The following is a 17,236-nucleotide window of genomic DNA, read 5'->3' on the forward strand; positions in this document are numbered from 1 at the left end:
GCCTCCCGTCAACCGAACGACGGGGTGAGGCGGTCCGGCGCCGGTGACAGCTCGAACGGACGGCCGAGATCGTCCTCCAGGACCGGCGTCTGCGGCCCGTAGGGCACCTGCAGTGAGGTGTACCGCTGCGCCTGTGGCGCGGCCTCGGCGAACGCCTCCTGGACCGAGGGTGGGTCCTGACCGGCTCGCCACAGCCCGTGGTCCAGCAGGTAGGCGCCCCACACCGAGTGCCCGGCCCCGGGGTCCTCGTAGGACTTCTCGTCGGCGCGGGACGAGTAGGTCCAGACGCGGTCGGGAGCGGCGACCCCGTCGAGGTGGAAGCCCGCCGCCTCGCAGGCGGCGACGTTGCCCCAGAACGCGTCATGGTCGACCTCGGCGAGGGCCTCGGCCAGCTCACCGCGCCGCACGAAGTCGTCATCGGTCGGCCACAGCGCCTGGTCGTCGATCCGGCCCCCCGGCCCGTACCACTTCTTGGAGTGGCCCGAGTAGTGGAACACCACCGTGGACCCCTGGCCGCTCTTGCGGGCGAGCCACGCGAGGCCCTCGCGGATCATGTCACCGGTCGCGTCGGTGTCGGTCATCAGCACGATGCGGTCGTCGGCCCAGCCGGCGCGGAGCAGCAGTTCGCGCATCCGCTCGGCGTCCTCGCGCGACACGAAGTTGTTCGGCACCGCGCCGAGGTGCTCGTTGATGCCGATCAGCAGCGCCCAGCCGTCGCCGCCGTGACCGGGAGCTTCGGTCGCGGCGGCCTGTGCCGGGTAGCGCTCCTCGAACGCGGCCCGGCGGGCGTCGATCGCCTCCGGCTCGACGGGCTCGGCGGGCTCCTCGGTGAGCTCGGCCCGGACGTCGAGGAACGCCGCCACGCCGGTCGCTGAGCGGTCCGGCTGGATCAGCTCGGCCTGCGCGGGTGCCCGGTGGTAGCCGACGTACGAGACGCCCGCGATCGCAACGGCACATGCCAGGGCGATGAGCGTCGCGGCTGGTCCTCGGCGCTGCACCTCGTCGTCCCTCCCGAGCGGTCGGCCGCTCGCACCTCACGGTACCTGCGGTCCCGCGCCCGCCCTGGTCGGCGGCTCGCCGCGGTACACCGACCTCAACGGGTTCGGGGGCACGCGGTGACGGCGGGTGCGCGATCCACGTGACCGGTCACGAACGCCTCGAGAAGCTCGCGGTCGACCCGGTCGAGCGACATCCGGTGCCGCCACGAGGTGGCCACCACCACGGGTCCGTCCTCCTCGAGGGCGTCGGTGGGTGCCACCGCGACCCGGTCCCGCCCGGCGAGCTCGTCGAGGTAGGCCACCTGCTCGGGCGTCAGGTCGGTCCGGTGCTGGACGAGCACGACCCCGGCCGCGATCGTCGCCACCTGGTCACCAGGATCCAGCGGGGTGTCGATCCGACCGCAGGCCGGGTCGCCACGCTGGGGTCCGGTCGCGGGGAAAGCCGGGTCCGGGCCGGGAGCGTCCGCCGGACCGTCCTCGACCTCGGTGAACTCCGACACCACGAGGCGTGCCGCCCGCTGCGGGTCGACCCGGCCGAACAGCGCCCCCGCGCCGAAGCCGACGATCAGCAGGACGGCGGCGGCCAGCGCGAAACGGCGCAACGTCCGGGCGGGGTCCCGTGCCGGACGGGTGGGGTCGCCGTGCCGGTGGGGCGGGAGCGCGGTCACGCCGATGCCCCCTGCGCCGTGGCGAGGAGGGCGAGGCACCGCTCGGCAGCGAACTCGGGGCCGAGCTCGGCGGCCTCAGCAGCGAGCCGTGCTGCCACGGCGCGTGAGCGGGTGTCGGACAGCGCGCGGACGATCGCCCACCGCAGCGCACGTGGCGTGCAGCGGCTCGGCCTCACGATCCGTGCTGCGTGGACGTCACGCAGCCGGGCTGCGGCCTCGCGCTGGTCGCCGGCGAGCGGCACCACCACCTGGGGCACGGCCGCTGCGGCCGCCTTCGTGATGAACCCCCCGCCGCCGGGTGAGACGGCGACGTCCGCGTGGGCCAGCAGGGGCCCGTGTGGCGCCAGCCCGACCACGATCCGGCCGTCGCGTCGGGCGGGCAGCCCCGCCGTGGTGACCACCAACCGGACGTCCGCGCTCTGGAGGGCCCGGATCGCGGTCTCCGCCAGCGACCGGTCGAGCGCGGTGGCCGTGGAGTCGGTCACCACCACCAGCGGCGCGTCACCGTCGGGTGGCAGGAGTGGCGGGAGCGCGGGGTCGAGCGCCAGCGGTCCGGCGATCACGGTGTCGGTCGGCCAGACACCTCGCGCACGCTCGAGCGAGGGCAGGGTCTGCAGCAGCCGCAGATCGGCACCGGGCCACGCCGACAACCCGAGGTCGGCCGCGGCAGCTGACGCCTGACGCTCACCCACCGCGTGCGACGCGAGCTGTCGACGCACGATCTGGCGGTCGTCCAGGCGGCGCCAGGGCGTTCGGGGCAGGGGGCGGCCGAGCCCGACCGGCGGCAGGTCGAGGGCCGGATCGGGGAGGTGGTGGGGCACGACCTCGACGTGCGGGACGTCGAGCAGCCCTGCGGTCAACGCACCCGCCCGGGTCAGCGTGTCGACGATCAGCAGATCGGGCGCGGTGCGTGCGACGTCCGGGGTCAGCGCCCGGGCCATCCCGACCGGGCGTGCGTGCAGGCGGACACCGAGGTCCTCGTCACCGGGCTGCGGCGCCAGCAGCGGCAGTTCGCGCCACGCGAGGTCGTGGTGCGCGGCCAGGGACGCGTGCCGTCGACCGGTCCAGACCGTGACCTCGTGGCCTCGACGTCGCAGCGCCGCACCGATCCCGAGCACCGGCAGGGCGTGCCCGGGGTCGGGTCCGACGATGCAGCCGATGGTCGCCACGTCAGGCTCGCCGAGCGGCGATCGGCCGGACCCACACCCGGCCCTCGACCTCACCGACCTCGTGGAGCTCGAGCACCTCGTCGTGTGGGCCAGCCGGCCACACGCAGCTGCCGTCGCCCAGGTCGTAGCGGTAGCGGTGGTGACGACAGGTCACGACCGTGCCGTCGAGCTCCGCCTTGCGCAGCGGCTGCCCGAGGTGGGGGCAGGCGGCCGGGAACGCCACCACGGACCCGTCCGGCCGGCGAGCGAGCAACACCTTGGTGCCGGCCACCCGGACCTCGAGGAAGGGCGGGGTTCGCGGCACGGCGCTCGAGGCGGCGACGTCGAGGGTGCCCGGTGGTACGGCGACGCGGGACCGGCGACGCACGTCAGCGTCCCCCGAGTGTGTGGCTCACGTCCGTGCGCACGTGCGGCTCCCGATCGGACGGGGAGCGTACGGCCCTCGCCGCCGATCAGAAGTCCGCGTCGACCCGAGGCACGTCCTCGAGCAGCGCATCACGCCAGCCGGCCGCAGCGGCCGCGAGGTCGCTGTCGACCACCCGCAGGACCGCCTCGACCGCGTCGTCGGCCACGCTGGCCACCGCGCGGGTGGTGCGGATCCGGTCCGGGGCGATGCCGACCGCACGGCCCCACCGGTGCCGTGCCAGGTCCGCTGCCGCCCGTGGGCCCACCCGCAGCACCAGCCGGACCTCGGCCGGATCGGCGCCGAGCACCTCGGTCAGCCACCGCACGATGGCGCCCGCCAGGCGCGGGTCGGTCGTGGTGACGTCGACGGCGGTGGGCGAGATCTCGGCCACGCCGGCGAGGACGCCGAGACCGGCGGCGAGCCGCGGGTCGTCCAGCAGCCGCTGGCGCGCGTCGTCGCGTGCCGCCGCGCGGGCGAGCTCGAAGGCCGTGCGTGCGGCCTCCTCGCGGGCATCCCGCCCACCGGCGTGCAACGTCGCCTCCGGTGCACCTGCCGCCGTCGTGCGGCCGCGGGACGGGCGTGCGACGGGGACGTTGCCGGTCCACGCGCGTACGAGCAGTTCGTCGACGGCGAGCTGCTCGGCGATCGCCGCGGTCGGGACGCCCGAGCGCCGCAGCGCCCGCGCACGGGCGGGGCGCGTGTCGGAGGGGTCGGCGTTGTCGTCCGTGGTCGCCGGCTGCCCCGCACCGGCCTCGTCCGTGCGGGGCGGCGTGGGGACGATGCGCAGCGTTGGCAGGTCGTGCGGCGCCACCGTCCGTCGCGCCCGCGCGGTCAGCGCGAACGGGATCGGGTCCTCGGCCTCGTCGTCGAAGGGCAGGGGGACCTGCGCGCCTGCCGGGAGGTCGATCACGGGCGGGGCCCCGGACGGCCGAGCTGGCGTCCCTGGCGGCGTCTGCTGCGTGCGCTCTTCCATGCCCCGACGGTACGTCGGGGGTGTGACACGGCCGCCCTGGGGGCCGGGCCGGACCGTCAGCGCCGGCCCATCACCGTCCGAGCGACCAGTTCGTCGCCGCTTCCAGGAGGCGGGTGACGTCCGGCAGGTTCGCGTCCAGCGGGTGGGCGCCGAGGACCTGGAGGCACACCTGGTCCGCCCCTGCATCGAGGTGCTCGACGATGCGCGCACGGGTCGCGTCGAGCCCCGAGGTCACCAGCGCATCCTTCAGGCGGTCGCTGCCACCCCGCACGTAGTCGGCGTCGTCGAATCCCTGTCGGGTCCAGGACGCGCGGTAGTTCGGCAGGCCGGTGTAGACCTCGAGGTGGGTGTGCGTGCGCTGCCTCGCCTCGTCCGGGTCGTCGGCCAGCACCGCGCCCTGTTCGACCACCAGGAGCTTGTCGGCGCCGAGGATCGCCCGGGCCTCGGCGGTGTGCTCCGGGAGGGTCAGGTACGGCAGCGCGCCGTCCGCCCGGTCGCGCGACAGCTCGAGCATCCTCGGCCCGAGCGCGGCCAGCATCCGCGGCCGGGCGGGTGCGGCGTCGGCCACCACCGGCGAGACCTGGTCGAGTGCGTCGAGGTAGGTGCGCATCGCCGCGAGGGGCTTGCCGTACTCGTGCCCACGCACGCGCTCGACGAGCGGGGCGTGGCTGACACCGAGGCCGAGCACGAACCGGCCCGGGTGCCGCGCGCCGGTGGTCGCCTGGGCGCCGCGTGCCGCGAGCGCGTCCCGGGCGTGGATGCTGGCGATCGAGGAACCCACGACCAGGGTCGAGGTGGTATCGAGGCACAGCGCCGCCTGCGCGAACGACTCGCGCCCGTAGGCCTCGCCGTACCACAGGCCGCCCGCGCCGAGCCGCTCGACCTCGGCCGCGAAGGCACCGGCATCGGCGACCGGCAGCCCGTCGAGGCCACCCGTCCAGATCCCGACCGGGCCGAGCCGGCCGCGTAGCTCGGCCACCAGGTCCGGGCTCGCGTCAGTTCCGGTCGGGTCGGTCACGTGCGCTCCTGCTCGTCGCAGCCACGTCGGCGGCCCCGGGTCTACCAGCCCGGAGTGACGGCGCAGCCACCGGCGAGGAACGCCGACGGGCCGTCAGCCGCGGAGGTAGCCCTCGAGGGCTTCCGCGTAGGACGGGTGGCGCAGCTTGGCCAGCGCCTTGGCCTCGATCTGCCGGATGCGCTCGCGCGTGAGGCCGAGCTCGGCGCCGACCTGTTCGAGGGTGTGCGGCTCGGCGTCGCGCAGGCCGAAGCGGCGCTCGATGACGGTCCGTTCCCGCTCGGAGAGCTCCTCGAGGACCACCGACAGGTGCCGTTGCAGCAGCAGGTACGAGGCGGCCTCGACCGGCACGGTCGCGTTCGCGTCCTCGATCAACTCCCCCATGGACGCGTCACCGTCCTCGCCGACGGGCGCGTCGAGGGATGCCGGGTCGATCGCCAACCGACGGAACTCCTCGACCCGTTCGACCTCGAGCTCGCAGGCCCGCGCGACCTCCTCGACGGTGGGTTCGCGGCCGAGGGTCTGGACCAGCTGGCGCTCGACCTTCTTGATCTTGTTCATGGTCTCGACGAGGTGCACCGGGATCCGGATGGTGCGCGACTGGTCCGCGATGGACCGGCTGATCATCTGCCGGATCCACCACGTCGCGTAGGTCGAGAACTTGTAGCCACGGGTGGGGTCGAACTTGTCGACCGCACGCATCAGGCCGAGGTTGCCCTCCTGGATCAGGTCGGGGAACAACAGCCCCCGGCCCACGTACCGCTTCGCGATCGACACCACGAGGCGCAGGTTGGCCTCGATCAGTTCGCTCTTGGCGCGACGGCCGTACCGTTCGATGCGGCGCAGCCGGGCGCGCTGCTCGGGTTCGAGGTGGTCGAGCGAGTCGAGGATCTGCGCGGCGTGGACCCCCGCCTCGATGCGCTTGGCGAGGTCGACCTCGTCGGCGGCGGACAGCAGGTCGACGCGGCCGATCTCGTTCAGGTACAGCCGGACCGCGTCGACGCTGGCGGGCGCATCGATCCGTGGCGGCCCGTCGTCGGTCGTGTCGAGGTCGCCGTCGTCGACGAGTGCGACGCTCTGACGACGCAGGTGCGCACCGACCGCGGAGGCCGCGGAGGCGTCCAGCGCGGCGTCGCGCAGCGCCGTCGCCACCTCGCGCGTGGTGACGAACCCCCGGGAGGTCCCGAGGTCGAGCAGGTCGGCCACCGCCGGCGTCCGCAGCACCGCATCGCGTCCGGCGAGGTCGACCACGTCGGCGACGTCACGGACCGGGGTCTCGGACGGGGTCTCGGGCCGGACTGGATCGTCCGTGACGGCGTCCCCGGGGGCAGGGGCAGATGCGCGACGCACGTCCTCGTCGCGTGGCGGCGCTTCGACACCACCCGTCACCACAGTCCCCCTCGACCGAGCCGGCGACCACCCTAACGGCCCCGGCGGGCCGCGGGAGGGGCCTTCCGGGCCGACGTACCGCTCGCGCACACCCCGCACGAGCCGCCGCCCGGTCGGACGCCGGTACGTGGCGCTCGCGGGTCAGCCCACCGCCCCGTCGTCCTCGACCACCGTGGTCAGCGCGCGGCGACGCTGTTCGAGGGTCGCGAGCCGACGTTGCACCTCGATGAGTTCGTCGTGGTCACGCTGGTGGTGGAGGGTCTGGAGCTTCTCGCGCAGCGCGCGAGCATCGGCCTCGACGCGTTGGGCGACGAGGGTGCGCACGCGCCAGGCCGCGGTCTCGGCGTCGACGGGGACGGGCTCCTCCTCGACGGCCAGGCCACGGATGGTGGTGCGCAGATCGTCGTCGTCGGCCGCATCCACGATCGCCGGCAGGTCCACACCGACGCCGCCCGCCCGCTGGATGGTGGCGAAGACGGCGCGCGCAACGGGGTGTGACAGATCCTCCTCGGTCAGCTCGTACCACTCGTCGGGCACGAGCTCGGGGTGCTGGAGCGCGACCCGCAGCACGTCGCGCTCGCGCTGCACCTGGGCACGATCGAGGTTCGCCCCGCCCCCGCCGCCGCCCCCGGTGCGCTCCGCGGCGGGAGCCCGGCGGGTGGCGGGCGTGGCCACACCCTGATGTCGGTCGAGCTCGATGCCCTGCCGCGCCGCGGACCGGGCCACGAAGTCGTAGGCCAGGCCGATGCCGGCGGCGACCTCCGTACGCGCCCACTCGCGACGCAGGTCCGGGTCCGGCTCGCGGCCGAGGATCGCCAGCGCTTCACGGAGCGCCGCGGTCCGGCCACCCTCGGTGGTCAGGTCGGCGTCGGCGAGGCGGTGGCGCAGGACGAACGGCACGACGGGGAGGGCCGCGTCGACCATCCGACGCATCCCGTCGGCCCCCACCTCGCGGACCGCGTCGGCCGGGTCCTGACCCGCGGGCAGCGACAGCACCCGCAGCTCCAGGGTCGCGCCACCGCCGGCGCTGTCGGCGAGCTCGACGGCCGCCTCCCATGCACGTTCCGCGGCCTTGACCCCGGCCGCGTCACCGTCGAAGGCGAACACGACTCGCTCGGCGTAACGCGCGACGCTGCGGAGATGGTCCACCCCGACGGCGGTGCCGCAGGTGGCGACGGCGTTGCCGAACCCGGCCTGGTGCAGCGCCATCACGTCGGTGTAGCCCTCGCAGATCAGCACCGTCTCGGCCCGCACGATGTCGGGCCGGGCCTGCGGCACCCCGTAGAGGACGCGGGTCTTCTTGTAGAGCGGTGTCTCGGCTGAGTTGAGGTACTTCGGTGGCTCGAAGTCGCCGTAGTCCAGGCCCGGCAGGATGCGGCCGCCGAAGCCGATCACGTCGCCGCCCGGGTCGTGGATCGGGAAGATCAGCCGGCCCCGGAAGCGGTCACGCAAGCCACCCCGGTCGTTCTTGACCGACATCCCGGTGGCGATCAGGTCCTCGGCGCGCACCCCCTGGTCGCGCAGCTTCAGCGACAGCGCGTCCCAGGCGTTGGGCGCGTAGCCGAGCTCGAACCGTTCGGCGTCCTCGCGCCCGAACCCGCGCTCCTTGAGGTACTCGCGAGCGACGGCGCCCTCGTCGGCGTACAGCTGCTCGCGGAAGAACGCGAGCGCCGCCTTGGTCACGTCGACGAGCTTGGTCCGCTGCCCGAGCGCCTGCTTGTCGCGGGCGGACAGCTCCTCGTACCGGAGCGTGAAACCGACGCGCCTCGCGAGCGACTCGACCGCCTCGGGGAAGTCGAGCCCCTCGATGCGCTGGAGGAAGTCGTACAGGTCCCCCGAGGCCCCGCACCCGAAGCAGTGGAAGAAGTTGTCACCCGGCGTGACGTGGAACGAGGGGCTCCGCTCGGTGTGGAACGGGCACAGGCCCTTGAACGAGCGCCCGGCCCGCTTCAGGGTGGTGTAGTCCCCCACGACCCGGACGATGTCGGCCTGCCGGCGGAGCGTCTCGACGTCGTCGCGGACGATGCGTCCCGCCACGTCGCCGTCCTCCTTCCCGCGTCGCCGCGCGTCAGCTCAGGTTGGTGTCGTCCCAGTCGGGGTCGAGCTCGGTGAGGAAGTCGGCGATCCGGTCGACCTCGGAGGTCTCGCCGATCTCCTGCGCGGCGCGCTGGAGGCGGACCAGGCACGTCAGGAACGGCCGGTTGGTCGGGTTGGACCAGCGCACGAAGCCACGGCCTCCCCACCCGTTCGCGCGCAGGGCGTCGAGGCCGCGGTGGTAGCCGACGCGGGCGTAGGCGTACCGCTCGATCGGCTCTCGGCCACGAGCCGCCAGCTCCGCCCAGCCGGCGATCAGCGTCGGGTGATCGGCCACGACCGCCGAGAGGGCCGTGAGCTGGGTGTCGCCGTCGGTGGCCAGCGCGCCGGCCAGGGCTTCGCGGGCCTCGTCGGGCGGGGGCGGCAGGACGGTCTCGTGCCGGTCGGCCATGGGCAGGTCGGCCACGTGGGGTGCCTCCGAGCAGGTGGGACCGCGGGTCGGGTCCGGGAGCCCGGACGGTAGCGGCCTCCCACCGTGGCTAGCCTCCCGGCCGCCCTGCTGTGAGGATGGCTCGCCCGTGCCGCACGTTCCGATCCGCTACCTGATCGACCTCGCCGACCGTGTCCACCACCTGGTGCGGGTCCGGCTGACCGTCCCCGAGGACCTGGCGGCCGGCGCACGGCTGGTCCTGCCGGTGTGGACGCCCGGCAGCTACGTGGTGCGCGACTACGTCCGCCACGTGCAGTCGATCCGCGCGGTCGACGCCGCAGGTCGCGAGCTCCCGCTGACGATGGACACCCGCACCTCGTGGCGCCTGCCGGACGACGCCGCCGGGCCGGTGGACGTCGACTACGAGCTGTACGCCAACGAGCTGACCGTCCGCACCAACCACGTCGACGACCACCACGCCCTCCTGATCCCCGCGGCCACGTTCATCACCGTCGAGGCCGGCGCCGACCGCCCCCACGAGGTGACCCTGCCGCCGGTCCCCGAGGGCCACCGCGTGTGGTCCCTGCTGCCCGACGGCGACGCCCCCCACACCTCCGTTGCCGACGACCGCGACCACCTCGTCGACAGCGCCTTCGAGGTCGGCGACCACCCATCGGTCGACTTCGAGGTCGCCGGCGTCCCCCACACCTTCGTGTGGGCCGGGCACGGTGGGCGCCCCCACGACCACCTCGATCGGGTGGCCGCCGACGCCCGCGCCATCGGCGAGGCGGCCGTGGCGCTGTTCGACGGCGAGCTGCCCGTGGAGCGCTACACCTTCCTCTGCACCGCCTGGGACACCGGCGGCGGCGGTCTCGAGCACCGCGACGGTGCGGTCCTCCAGATCCCGGTCCGCGTCTTCACCGACGACGACCTCTACGCCCGGTTCCAGTCGCTGATCGCGCACGAGTACCTCCACCTGTGGAACGTCAAGCGCCTGGTGCCCGCCGCGCTGGTCCGTCCCGACCACGAGGGTCCGAACCACTCCCCCTCGCTGTGGGTGGCCGAGGGGTGGACCGCCTACTACGACGAGCTCCTGCCCACCCGCGCCGAGGTGTGGACCCCGCGCCGCTTCCTCGACACGCTGCGGGACGGGTACCAGACCCTGCTGGACACCCCCGGCGTGCAGCGCCAGGCCCTGCGGCAGGCCTCCTTCGAGGCGTGGACCAAGCACTACGTCCGCGACGAGAACACCCCCAACGTGGCGACCGACTACTACGGCCACGGGTCGCTCGTGGCCGCCGAGATCGACCTCAGGCTGCGGGCCGCGGACCCGTCCGGCGACGGTCTCGATGCCGTGCTGCGTCTGCTGTGGGAGCGGTACGCCGGGAAGCCCGACGGCTACTTCGAGGCGCACGTGCTCGGCGCGATCCGTGAGGTCGCCTCGGGCTCGGGGCGCGGATCGGTCGCCTCGGGCTCGGGGCGCGGATCGGTCGCCTCGGGCTCGGGGCGCGGATCGATCGCCTCGATCAGGGGCGACCACGGCGACGAGCTCGCCGCGCTCGTGGACCACCGGGTCGGCGCACCGGGGCTGCCCGACCTCGGCGACGAGGTGGTGGGCGCGGCCGGGCTGCGCTGGCAGGACGAGGACGGTCCGACGGCCCCCGACCTCGGCGTTCGCACCACGGAGTCCGATGCCGGCGTGCGGTTCTCGTCGGTGCTGCGGGACCGACCGGCCTGGTCCGCCGGGCTGACCGGCGGCGACGAGCTGCTGGCGATCGACGGCCAGCGGGTCGCCCGCGGCCAGCTCACCGGCGCGCTGCGGGCCTACGCTCCGGGCGACCGGATCGAGGTCACGGTCCTGCGAGGCCCCCGGCTGCTGACCGCGGCCGTGACGCTCGGCGAGCCGCGCCCACGCCGCCGGCTCGTGCCCGTCGATCGTCCGTCCGACGACCAGCTCGCGGTGTTCCGCGGCTGGACCGGACGCGATCTCCAGGAGGTGTGAGCGTGCCGACCGACCTCGACCCTCGCCCCAGCCTCACCGCGGCCCGGCGCTGGCGGTCAGGAGCCCGCGATGGCCTGTCGCAGGCCCGCAGCTGGCTGTCAGCGCACCGCGCGCCCGTCGCCGTCGTCGGTGGCCTGGCCGCCGCGAGCCTCCTGCTCTGGGGCGGCCTCGTCATCGCCTCCGGTGACGGGGCGGCGGAGGCCACCCGGGGGCAGCAGACTGCGACGCCGTCGTCGGAGAACGAGGGCGCGGGCCGGGAGGAGGGACGCGCCGACGGCCCCGATGCCGAGCCTGCGGACCCGGAACCGACGCCGGAGACCGATCCGACGACCGAACCGGTGCCGGCGTCGGACCTGATGCCGGAACTCGTGGCGCTGCCCGAGCCCCTCGACCCGGACGAGCACGCGCCGCTGGACCCCACCGACGCCGACGAACGGTGGATCGTGGTCCTGGCCTCCTACACGCGGCCGACGGCGGCCGAGCGTGACCTGCGTACGCGGGCGTCGGACGAGGACGCTGCCCTGCTGTGGTCGTCGCACTACGAGGGTCTCACCCCCGAGCTGTGGGTGGTGTTCACCGGCCCGTTCCCCGACCGCGGGGCCGCGTTGGACGCGGCGGACACCATCGGCGGCGACGCCTACGCCCGCGAGCTCGCGCCCCCAGCTGCCGGCTGACCCGAGCGCCGGTCGGGCACCTGCACCGGGGTCGGATCGACCCGGATCGAGCCCCACGCCAGGTCCTCGCGGCAGTGGCCGCAGACCAGCGTGGGGTCCGCGTCGTGCCCGCAGGGGCGGTGCTCGAAACGGACCGGTGGGTCGTCGTCGCGGAGGGTCCACCGGTCACCCCACGCGGCCAGCGCGAGCACGACCTGGAGCAGGTCACGGCCCTTCTCGGTCAGGCGGTACTCGTAGCGCGGCGGTCGGTCCTCGTAGGGGCGCTTGACCAGGACCCCGTGCTCGACGAGCCGACCCAGGCGGTCGGTGAGGATGTTGCGGGCGATCCCGAGGTCGGCGACGAAGTCGTCGAAGCGCCGCACGCCGTAGAAGGCGTCGCGCAGCACCAGCACCGTCCAGCGGTCGCCGACGATCTCCAGCGTCCGCGCCACGGTGCAGTTCTCGGTGAGGTCCTTGGCTGGCATGCCCGGACGGTACACCTGCGAGCCACGAGTTGCATGTTGCAACGCACCGACCTACCGTGCCGGTATCGAGTTGCAGAACGCAACTTACCTCCGACCGACCCGGCGACCCCGGGTCGAGGCGGGGACGCAGCGACAGGAGGCCACCGTGCGTGACGGACGCAGGACACCGACGAGGCGAGGACCCCGAGGGACGCGGCGCGAGCACCACCCCGCACGCCCCTACCGCGGGTTGCAGCTGCTCGACCTGACCGCCGAGGAGGTCATGCTCGACCTCGACCCGGGCTGGCCGCGGGCGCACGACCGGGTGGACGGCTCGTGAGGCGCCTCCGCCGCTCGCGGCTGGTGCCCCTGGCCCTGTGGCTGACGACCAGGACGCTGGCCAGCGTCGCCCCCGCCCTGGCGGGGCACCCCGCGACGCTGCTCTGGTTCGTGCCGTGGCAGCGGCGGCGACCGCGGGCCGACGCGTGGACCCCGGTCACCCGGCACCACCGGCTGACCGTCGACGGCCACCACGTCGACGTGCACGAGGCCGGCACCGGACCGACCGTGCTGCTCGTGCACGGCTGGGCGACCGACGCGGGCACGTGGCGATCGATGTCCGACGCGCTCGTCGCGGACGGCTGGCGGGTGCTGGCCGTCGATCTTCCCGCCCACGGGCGGACCCCCGGGCTGAGGACGGACGCGCCGGCGCAGGCCGTCGTCATCCGCGGGCTGCTCGAGCGGTACGCGGTGCGCGCCGTGGTCGCCCACTCCCTCGGGTCCCTGGCGACGGCCATGGCGGTGGCGGGTGGTCCGACCGAGCTGCGCCGGGTGGTCCTGCTCGCGCCCGCGGTGCGTCTCGAGACCGCCCTCCGACGCTTCCTCGTCGAGCTCCGGCTACCGGCGGGCGTCGCGCGCAGCCTCGGACACCGCATCGAACGACGCTTCGGCACCGATGTGTGGACCGACGTCGCGACCGACCGGAACCTCGCCGACAGCGACCTGCCCGGCCTCGTCGTCCACGACGAGGAGGACCGCCGCGCGCCGCTCGACGAGGCCCGCTCGCTGGTCGCCGCGTGGCCCGGCGCCGACCTCGTGGTCACCCGGGGCCTCGGCCACAACCGGCTGCTGGCCGACCCGGACGTGGTGACGCAGGTCGTGCAGCACCTCGACGGCGCCCGGGGCGATCAGACGGGGTCGCCGGTGGTGGTACGCAGCAGACGGCCGTGACCCGACACGGTCACCTCGGTCGCCCGCGCCGACACGAAGGCGCCACGACCGCTCGTGATCGTGGCCACGGCGCCGTCCACGGTGACCTCGGTCGCGCCGCCGACGGCGACCAGGACCTGCGGGCCACGGTCGTCGAGCCGCACCGGCTGACCCTCGACCGTCAGCTCGGACAACCGGAAGTGCGGTGTCGGCGTGGCGTAGACCGTCTCGTCCCCCTGCCGCTCCCCTGACACGAAGGGAGGTGGCAACGGCCGTGGGTCGACGACCTCGAGCAGGGCGTCGACGTCCACGTGCTTGGCCGTCAGGCCCCCGCGCAGCACGTTGTCCGAGCTGGCCATCACCTCGAGCCCCGCACCGCCGAGGTAGGCGTGCAGGACGCCGTCCGGCACGTGGATGGCCTGCCCGGGAGCCAGCTCGACGAGGCGCAGCAGCAGGGCGACCACGGTGCCGGGGTCGCCCGGGTAACGGTCGGCGAGGTCGACCACGCAGCGTGCCGTCGACGCCCACGCACCCTCGCGGACGCGGGCCGCCGCCGACCGCAGCTCGGGCAGCGTGGCGATCGCTGCGTCCCGGCCGTCGCGTAGCGCCCAGGCGACGACATCAGCCAGCGCACCGGGACCGTCACGCGCGAGCCGTTCGACCACGACGTCGAGGCCACGAACGTCGAGAGCCGCGAGGAAGTCGGCCGTCTCGATGGGCTCGCGGAACCCGCACAGGGCACGGAACGGGGTCAGCGCCAAGAGCAGCTCGGGTTTCGGCCACGCATCGCGGTAGTTGCGGTCCGGAGCGTCGCGCGCGATACCGAGCGCCTCCTCGACCTCGAACCCCCGTCGTGCCTGCTCGGCGGAGGGGTGCGCCTGCAGCGACAGCGGCGCGTCGGCCGCGAGCAGCTTGGTCAGGAACGGCAGCCGTGGCCCGAAGCGCTCGAGGACGGCCACGCCGAGCTCGCCCGCCGGGTCGGCGTCGATGACCTCGTCGAGCCGGTCGGCACCCGACGAGGCGACGGTGCGCGCCGGAGCGCCGGGATGAGCACCGAACCAGGCCTCGGCCTCGGGCGTCGGTGTCGGCGCCGGACGCCCCTGCAGATCCGCCAGGAACCGACGCGACCCCCACGCGTAACCGCGGACCGCCGGCTCCAGCAGGCGCAGCGAGGGTGGCGACACAGGGGCTCCGAGGGCAGGACCGACGAGGCGGACCGTAGCCAGGCTGAGGCCGTCTCCGGCCCAGCAGCCGCGGCGGGCCTCTCCGGTTCCCTGCTCGCGAGCCTCGTCCGGTGAGCCGGCTCAGCGGGACACCACGACCCGCTGATCGGCGACCTCCCAGCGGGTCGTGGTCACCGCGGCCGCCAACGCCTCGTCGTGGGTGACCAGCAGCAGGGCCCCGGGCCAGCCCTCCAGCGCCTCCTCGAGCCGCTCGATGGAGGGCAGGTCCAGGTGGTTGGTCGGCTCGTCGAGCACCAGCACACTCGCCCCGTCCGCGGCGAGCATCCGGGCGAGTACGAGCTTGCGTGCCTCCCCCGGCGACGGTGCGTCGGTGACCAGCACGCGTTCTGGATCGACGCCGAGGGTGGCGACCGTGCCGAGGACGCGGCCCTTGGTGGTTGGATCCAGCGCACGGACCGCGTCGACCTCAGCGACCGGATCGTCGAGCTCCTGAGGCAGCACGACCACCTGCTCGGAGCTCGACGCCAGCTCGCGGTGGAGCGCCCGCAGCAACGTGGTCTTGCCGGCCCCGTTCGCGCCGGCGAGGTGGACCCGCTCACCCCGGTGGAGGGCGACGTCCACCCCGGTCAGCCACGGCTGGCCACCCCCGTGCTCGACCACGCCGTGCACCGCCGCCAGCACCCGCCGACCGCTGTCGGCGTGCCGGAACTCGACCCCGCCCGTGTGGTCCCTCTCGATGCCCTCCGCCACGGCGACCGCGTGCTGCTCGGCGCGTTCGACCCGCGCGTTCAACTGCATCACGCGGTTGGCGAGCTTCGCCTCGGCCTTCTGCTGGGCGAACTTGCGCCCGGCCTCGCGGGCGTCGGGCTGCGACGCCCCCGCCAGGCGGCGCTCGCGGCGCGGCTTGGCCTCGGCCCCGTGGCGGTCCCGACGCACGTCGCCGAGGATGCGCTGTTGCCGACGGACCTCGCGCGTGGCACGGGCGTGCTGCTCGCGCTGCGCGGCCTCGTCGCTGCTCCAGCGCGCGGATGCCTCGCCGTACGCGCCCGGGTGCAACGTGACCGCACCACGGTCGACACGGAGGGTCCGGGTGGTCAGCCGTTCGAGCAGGTCGCGGTCGTGGCTGACCACGAGCCCCAGACCGCGGAACTCGGCGAGCGCGTCGACCAGCAGGTCCCGTGCGGCGACGTCGAGGTGGTTGGTCGGCTCGTCGAGCAGCAGCACGTCAGGTTCGTCAGCGAGGGCCGCCGCGACCAGCCAGCGGCCTCGCTGACCAGGTGACAGCGCGTGCCAGCCACGACCGGTCGCGGGGTCCAGATCGTCCGGATCGAGCTCGAGGCGGCTGCGCAGCGACGCCGCTGGTGCGTCCCAGTCCCAGGCGAAGGCGCGGGTCGCCTCGTCGAGGTCCTCGGCGTCCTGTGGCACGTAGCGAGGCGGACGGTCGCACCGCACGACGAGGTCGCCGCCCGTGGGGTGCAGGTCACCCGCGAGGAGGCGCAGGAGGGTGGACTTGCCGACCCCGTTGGCGCCGACGACACCGACCCAGGAACCGCCGTGGGCGAGGGGGTCGGCCGCCAGGTCGAGCGTCACGTGGGAGAGCGGGGTCGCGGCGAGGGTGTGCGCGAACGTCAGGTCGCGGAGATGGATCGATGGCACGGTTGCTCCTCCCCTCGGAGGGTCGTCGGACGGCGGTCCGGGGTCGCGCCACGGCGCGAGGCGGTGGCGCGACCTCGGCGCCTCAGCGCGGCGGCAGCTGGCGGGGCGAGACCACCCGCCGCACCGGGGCCGGTGGACGGGGTGCTCGCGGCGCCGGGCCGCGGACACCCGGGCCGGAGCGCCGTGGCGACCCAGCGTCGGTGGGACGCCGGGCGCGGCGCTCACGCCGTGGGGGCCGGGCGGCGTTCACCGCGGCGTCGGGCGGCAGGGCAGGACGAGGTGCACGCATCGTTGTCTCCTCAGCTCCGGTGCCCGCCCGGCTCGTGGTGACACGAGCGTCGAAGGGGGCGAGGCGACCGATCGAGCCACCGCGTCCCCGAGGGACAGCTGGTGGCGCGGACGGAACGTCAGCCGAGGAGGCGCAAGGTGGAACTCCCGAGGGCGGGGACACGTAGCGTGCCGTGGCGCTCGCTGGCGCGACGGTCGAGGTGAACGCTACCTGGCCGCGAGCACCGCTGTCCAGGGTCTCGCGCGGTCTGCTCCGACGACGGCGAGCGAGCTACAGGTGGTCGCGGATCTCGTCGAGGCGGCGGCGGACCTCGGCCAGGCGCTCGACGGCACGCGCGGCGTCGGCGGGGTCGGTCGACGCATCGCCGAGCCGGTCGGTCAGCACCTCGACCTCCAGGGTCAGCAGCTCGACCTCGGTGCGGGTGCGGGCGACCGCGTCGAGGTCGGCGAAGGGACGCGCGAGCACCGCCTCCTGCAGGACCTTCAGGACCCGGTCGTCACGCCGCAGGAGCTCGCGCGGGAAGCGCGCCGTCCGCAGCAGGTGATCGAGGTCGGGCAGGGCGCGGTCGACGGGCAAGGTCAGCAGGACGTCCTCGAGCCGGCTCACCGCCGCGTCCAGATCCAACGACCGCTCGGGCTCCATCACCTCGCCACCCTCCCGGGAGGAGGTCAGCGTACCCCTGCACGGGCCCGAACCG

At 74.6% G+C, this 17,236-nt stretch carries 17 protein-coding genes; 4 read left to right on the forward strand and 13 right to left on the reverse strand.

The genetic code is table 11. The features are described from left to right. Positions 1 to 8: 8 nt before the first annotated feature. From NITAL_RS21265 to NITAL_RS21305, 9 genes are all read right to left on the reverse strand, one after another. Positions 9 to 998, reverse strand: coding sequence for a caspase family protein (locus NITAL_RS21265; RefSeq protein WP_052668338.1), 990 nt, complete (start codon positions 996 to 998; stop codon positions 9 to 11). A 95-nt stretch (positions 999 to 1,093) separates the two neighbouring features. Then, a complete protein-coding gene (locus NITAL_RS21270) occupies positions 1,094 to 1,666 on the reverse strand; it encodes a DUF3105 domain-containing protein (RefSeq protein ID WP_169786922.1) in 573 nt (190 codons plus the stop codon). After that, positions 1,663 to 2,835 carry a glycosyltransferase gene (locus tag NITAL_RS21275; RefSeq protein ID WP_052668340.1) on the reverse strand — a complete coding sequence of 391 codons (1,173 nt, stop codon included), beginning with the start codon at positions 2,833 to 2,835 and terminating at the stop codon, positions 1,663 to 1,665. The genes NITAL_RS21270 and NITAL_RS21275 overlap by 4 nt, the downstream gene beginning before the upstream one ends. 1 nt (position 2,836) lies before the next feature. Further along, positions 2,837 to 3,202, reverse strand: a complete 366-nt coding sequence (locus NITAL_RS21280) for a Rieske (2Fe-2S) protein (protein WP_052668341.1) — start codon at positions 3,200 to 3,202, stop codon at positions 2,837 to 2,839. Between the two features lie 85 nt (positions 3,203 to 3,287). Beyond that, a complete protein-coding gene (locus NITAL_RS29275) occupies positions 3,288 to 4,214 on the reverse strand; it encodes a hypothetical protein (RefSeq protein ID WP_157042012.1) in 927 nt (308 codons plus the stop codon). 70 nt (positions 4,215 to 4,284) lie between these two features. Further along, positions 4,285 to 5,232 carry a TIGR03620 family F420-dependent LLM class oxidoreductase gene (locus NITAL_RS21290; protein ID WP_157042013.1) on the reverse strand — a complete coding sequence of 316 codons (948 nt, stop codon included), beginning with the start codon at positions 5,230 to 5,232 and terminating at the stop codon, positions 4,285 to 4,287. Between the two features lie 93 nt (positions 5,233 to 5,325). After that, positions 5,326 to 6,618: an RNA polymerase sigma factor gene (locus tag NITAL_RS21295; RefSeq protein ID WP_342674210.1), complete on the reverse strand. Its 1,293-nt coding sequence runs from the start codon at positions 6,616 to 6,618 to the stop codon at positions 5,326 to 5,328. Positions 6,619 to 6,759: 141 nt separating this feature from the next. Continuing rightward, a complete protein-coding gene (gene dnaG, locus NITAL_RS21300; RefSeq protein ID WP_052668343.1) occupies positions 6,760 to 8,655 on the reverse strand; it encodes a DNA primase in 1,896 nt (631 codons plus the stop codon). Positions 8,656 to 8,686: 31 nt separating this feature from the next. Beyond that, positions 8,687 to 9,118, reverse strand: a complete 432-nt coding sequence (locus NITAL_RS21305; RefSeq protein WP_211262572.1) for a DUF3151 family protein — start codon at positions 9,116 to 9,118, stop codon at positions 8,687 to 8,689. Positions 9,119 to 9,230: 112 nt separating this feature from the next. Here NITAL_RS21305 and NITAL_RS21310 point away from each other — a divergent pair, with 112 nt between their 5' ends. Together NITAL_RS21310 and NITAL_RS21315 are read left to right on the forward strand one after the other, a co-directional pair. Continuing rightward, positions 9,231 to 11,084: a M61 family metallopeptidase gene (locus tag NITAL_RS21310; RefSeq protein WP_052668344.1), complete on the forward strand. Its 1,854-nt coding sequence runs from the start codon at positions 9,231 to 9,233 to the stop codon at positions 11,082 to 11,084. 2 nt (positions 11,085 to 11,086) lie between these two features. Beyond that, positions 11,087 to 11,758, forward strand: a complete 672-nt coding sequence (locus NITAL_RS21315; RefSeq protein ID WP_052668345.1) for an SPOR domain-containing protein — start codon at positions 11,087 to 11,089, stop codon at positions 11,756 to 11,758. Here the strand turns inward: NITAL_RS21315 and NITAL_RS21320 are convergent. Continuing rightward, on the reverse strand, positions 11,722 to 12,222 hold the full coding sequence (locus NITAL_RS21320) for a winged helix-turn-helix transcriptional regulator (protein ID WP_052669909.1): 501 nt from the start codon (positions 12,220 to 12,222) through the stop codon (positions 11,722 to 11,724). The genes NITAL_RS21315 and NITAL_RS21320 overlap by 37 nt on opposite strands. Positions 12,223 to 12,367: 145 nt before the next feature. Between NITAL_RS21320 and NITAL_RS27545 the strand changes: the two genes are divergently transcribed. Beyond that, positions 12,368 to 12,541: a hypothetical protein gene (locus NITAL_RS27545; RefSeq protein WP_157042014.1), complete on the forward strand. Its 174-nt coding sequence runs from the start codon at positions 12,368 to 12,370 to the stop codon at positions 12,539 to 12,541. Further along, positions 12,538 to 13,431, forward strand: coding sequence for an alpha/beta fold hydrolase (locus NITAL_RS21325; RefSeq protein WP_052668346.1), 894 nt, complete (start codon positions 12,538 to 12,540; stop codon positions 13,429 to 13,431). Before NITAL_RS27545 ends, NITAL_RS21325 begins: the two co-directional genes overlap by 4 nt. Here NITAL_RS21325 and manA read toward each other — a convergent pair. The 3 genes from manA to NITAL_RS21340 form a co-directional block, all read right to left on the reverse strand. Continuing rightward, positions 13,389 to 14,594: a mannose-6-phosphate isomerase, class I gene (manA, locus tag NITAL_RS21330; protein ID WP_052668347.1), complete on the reverse strand. Its 1,206-nt coding sequence runs from the start codon at positions 14,592 to 14,594 to the stop codon at positions 13,389 to 13,391. The genes NITAL_RS21325 and manA overlap by 43 nt on opposite strands. Positions 14,595 to 14,714: 120 nt before the next feature. Further along, complete coding sequence (locus tag NITAL_RS21335; RefSeq protein ID WP_052668348.1) at positions 14,715 to 16,250, reverse strand: ATP-binding cassette domain-containing protein; 1,536 nt, start codon at positions 16,248 to 16,250, stop codon at positions 14,715 to 14,717. A gap of 559 nt (positions 16,251 to 16,809) precedes the next feature. Next, positions 16,810 to 17,184 (reverse strand): hypothetical protein, encoded by a 375-nt coding sequence (locus NITAL_RS21340; protein WP_052668349.1) that lies wholly within the window; start codon positions 17,182 to 17,184, stop codon positions 16,810 to 16,812. Positions 17,185 to 17,236: the final 52 nt, after the last annotated feature.

This window comes from Nitriliruptor alkaliphilus DSM 45188 (assembly GCF_000969705.1).
Lineage (GTDB): Bacteria > Actinomycetota > Nitriliruptoria > Nitriliruptorales > Nitriliruptoraceae > Nitriliruptor > Nitriliruptor alkaliphilus.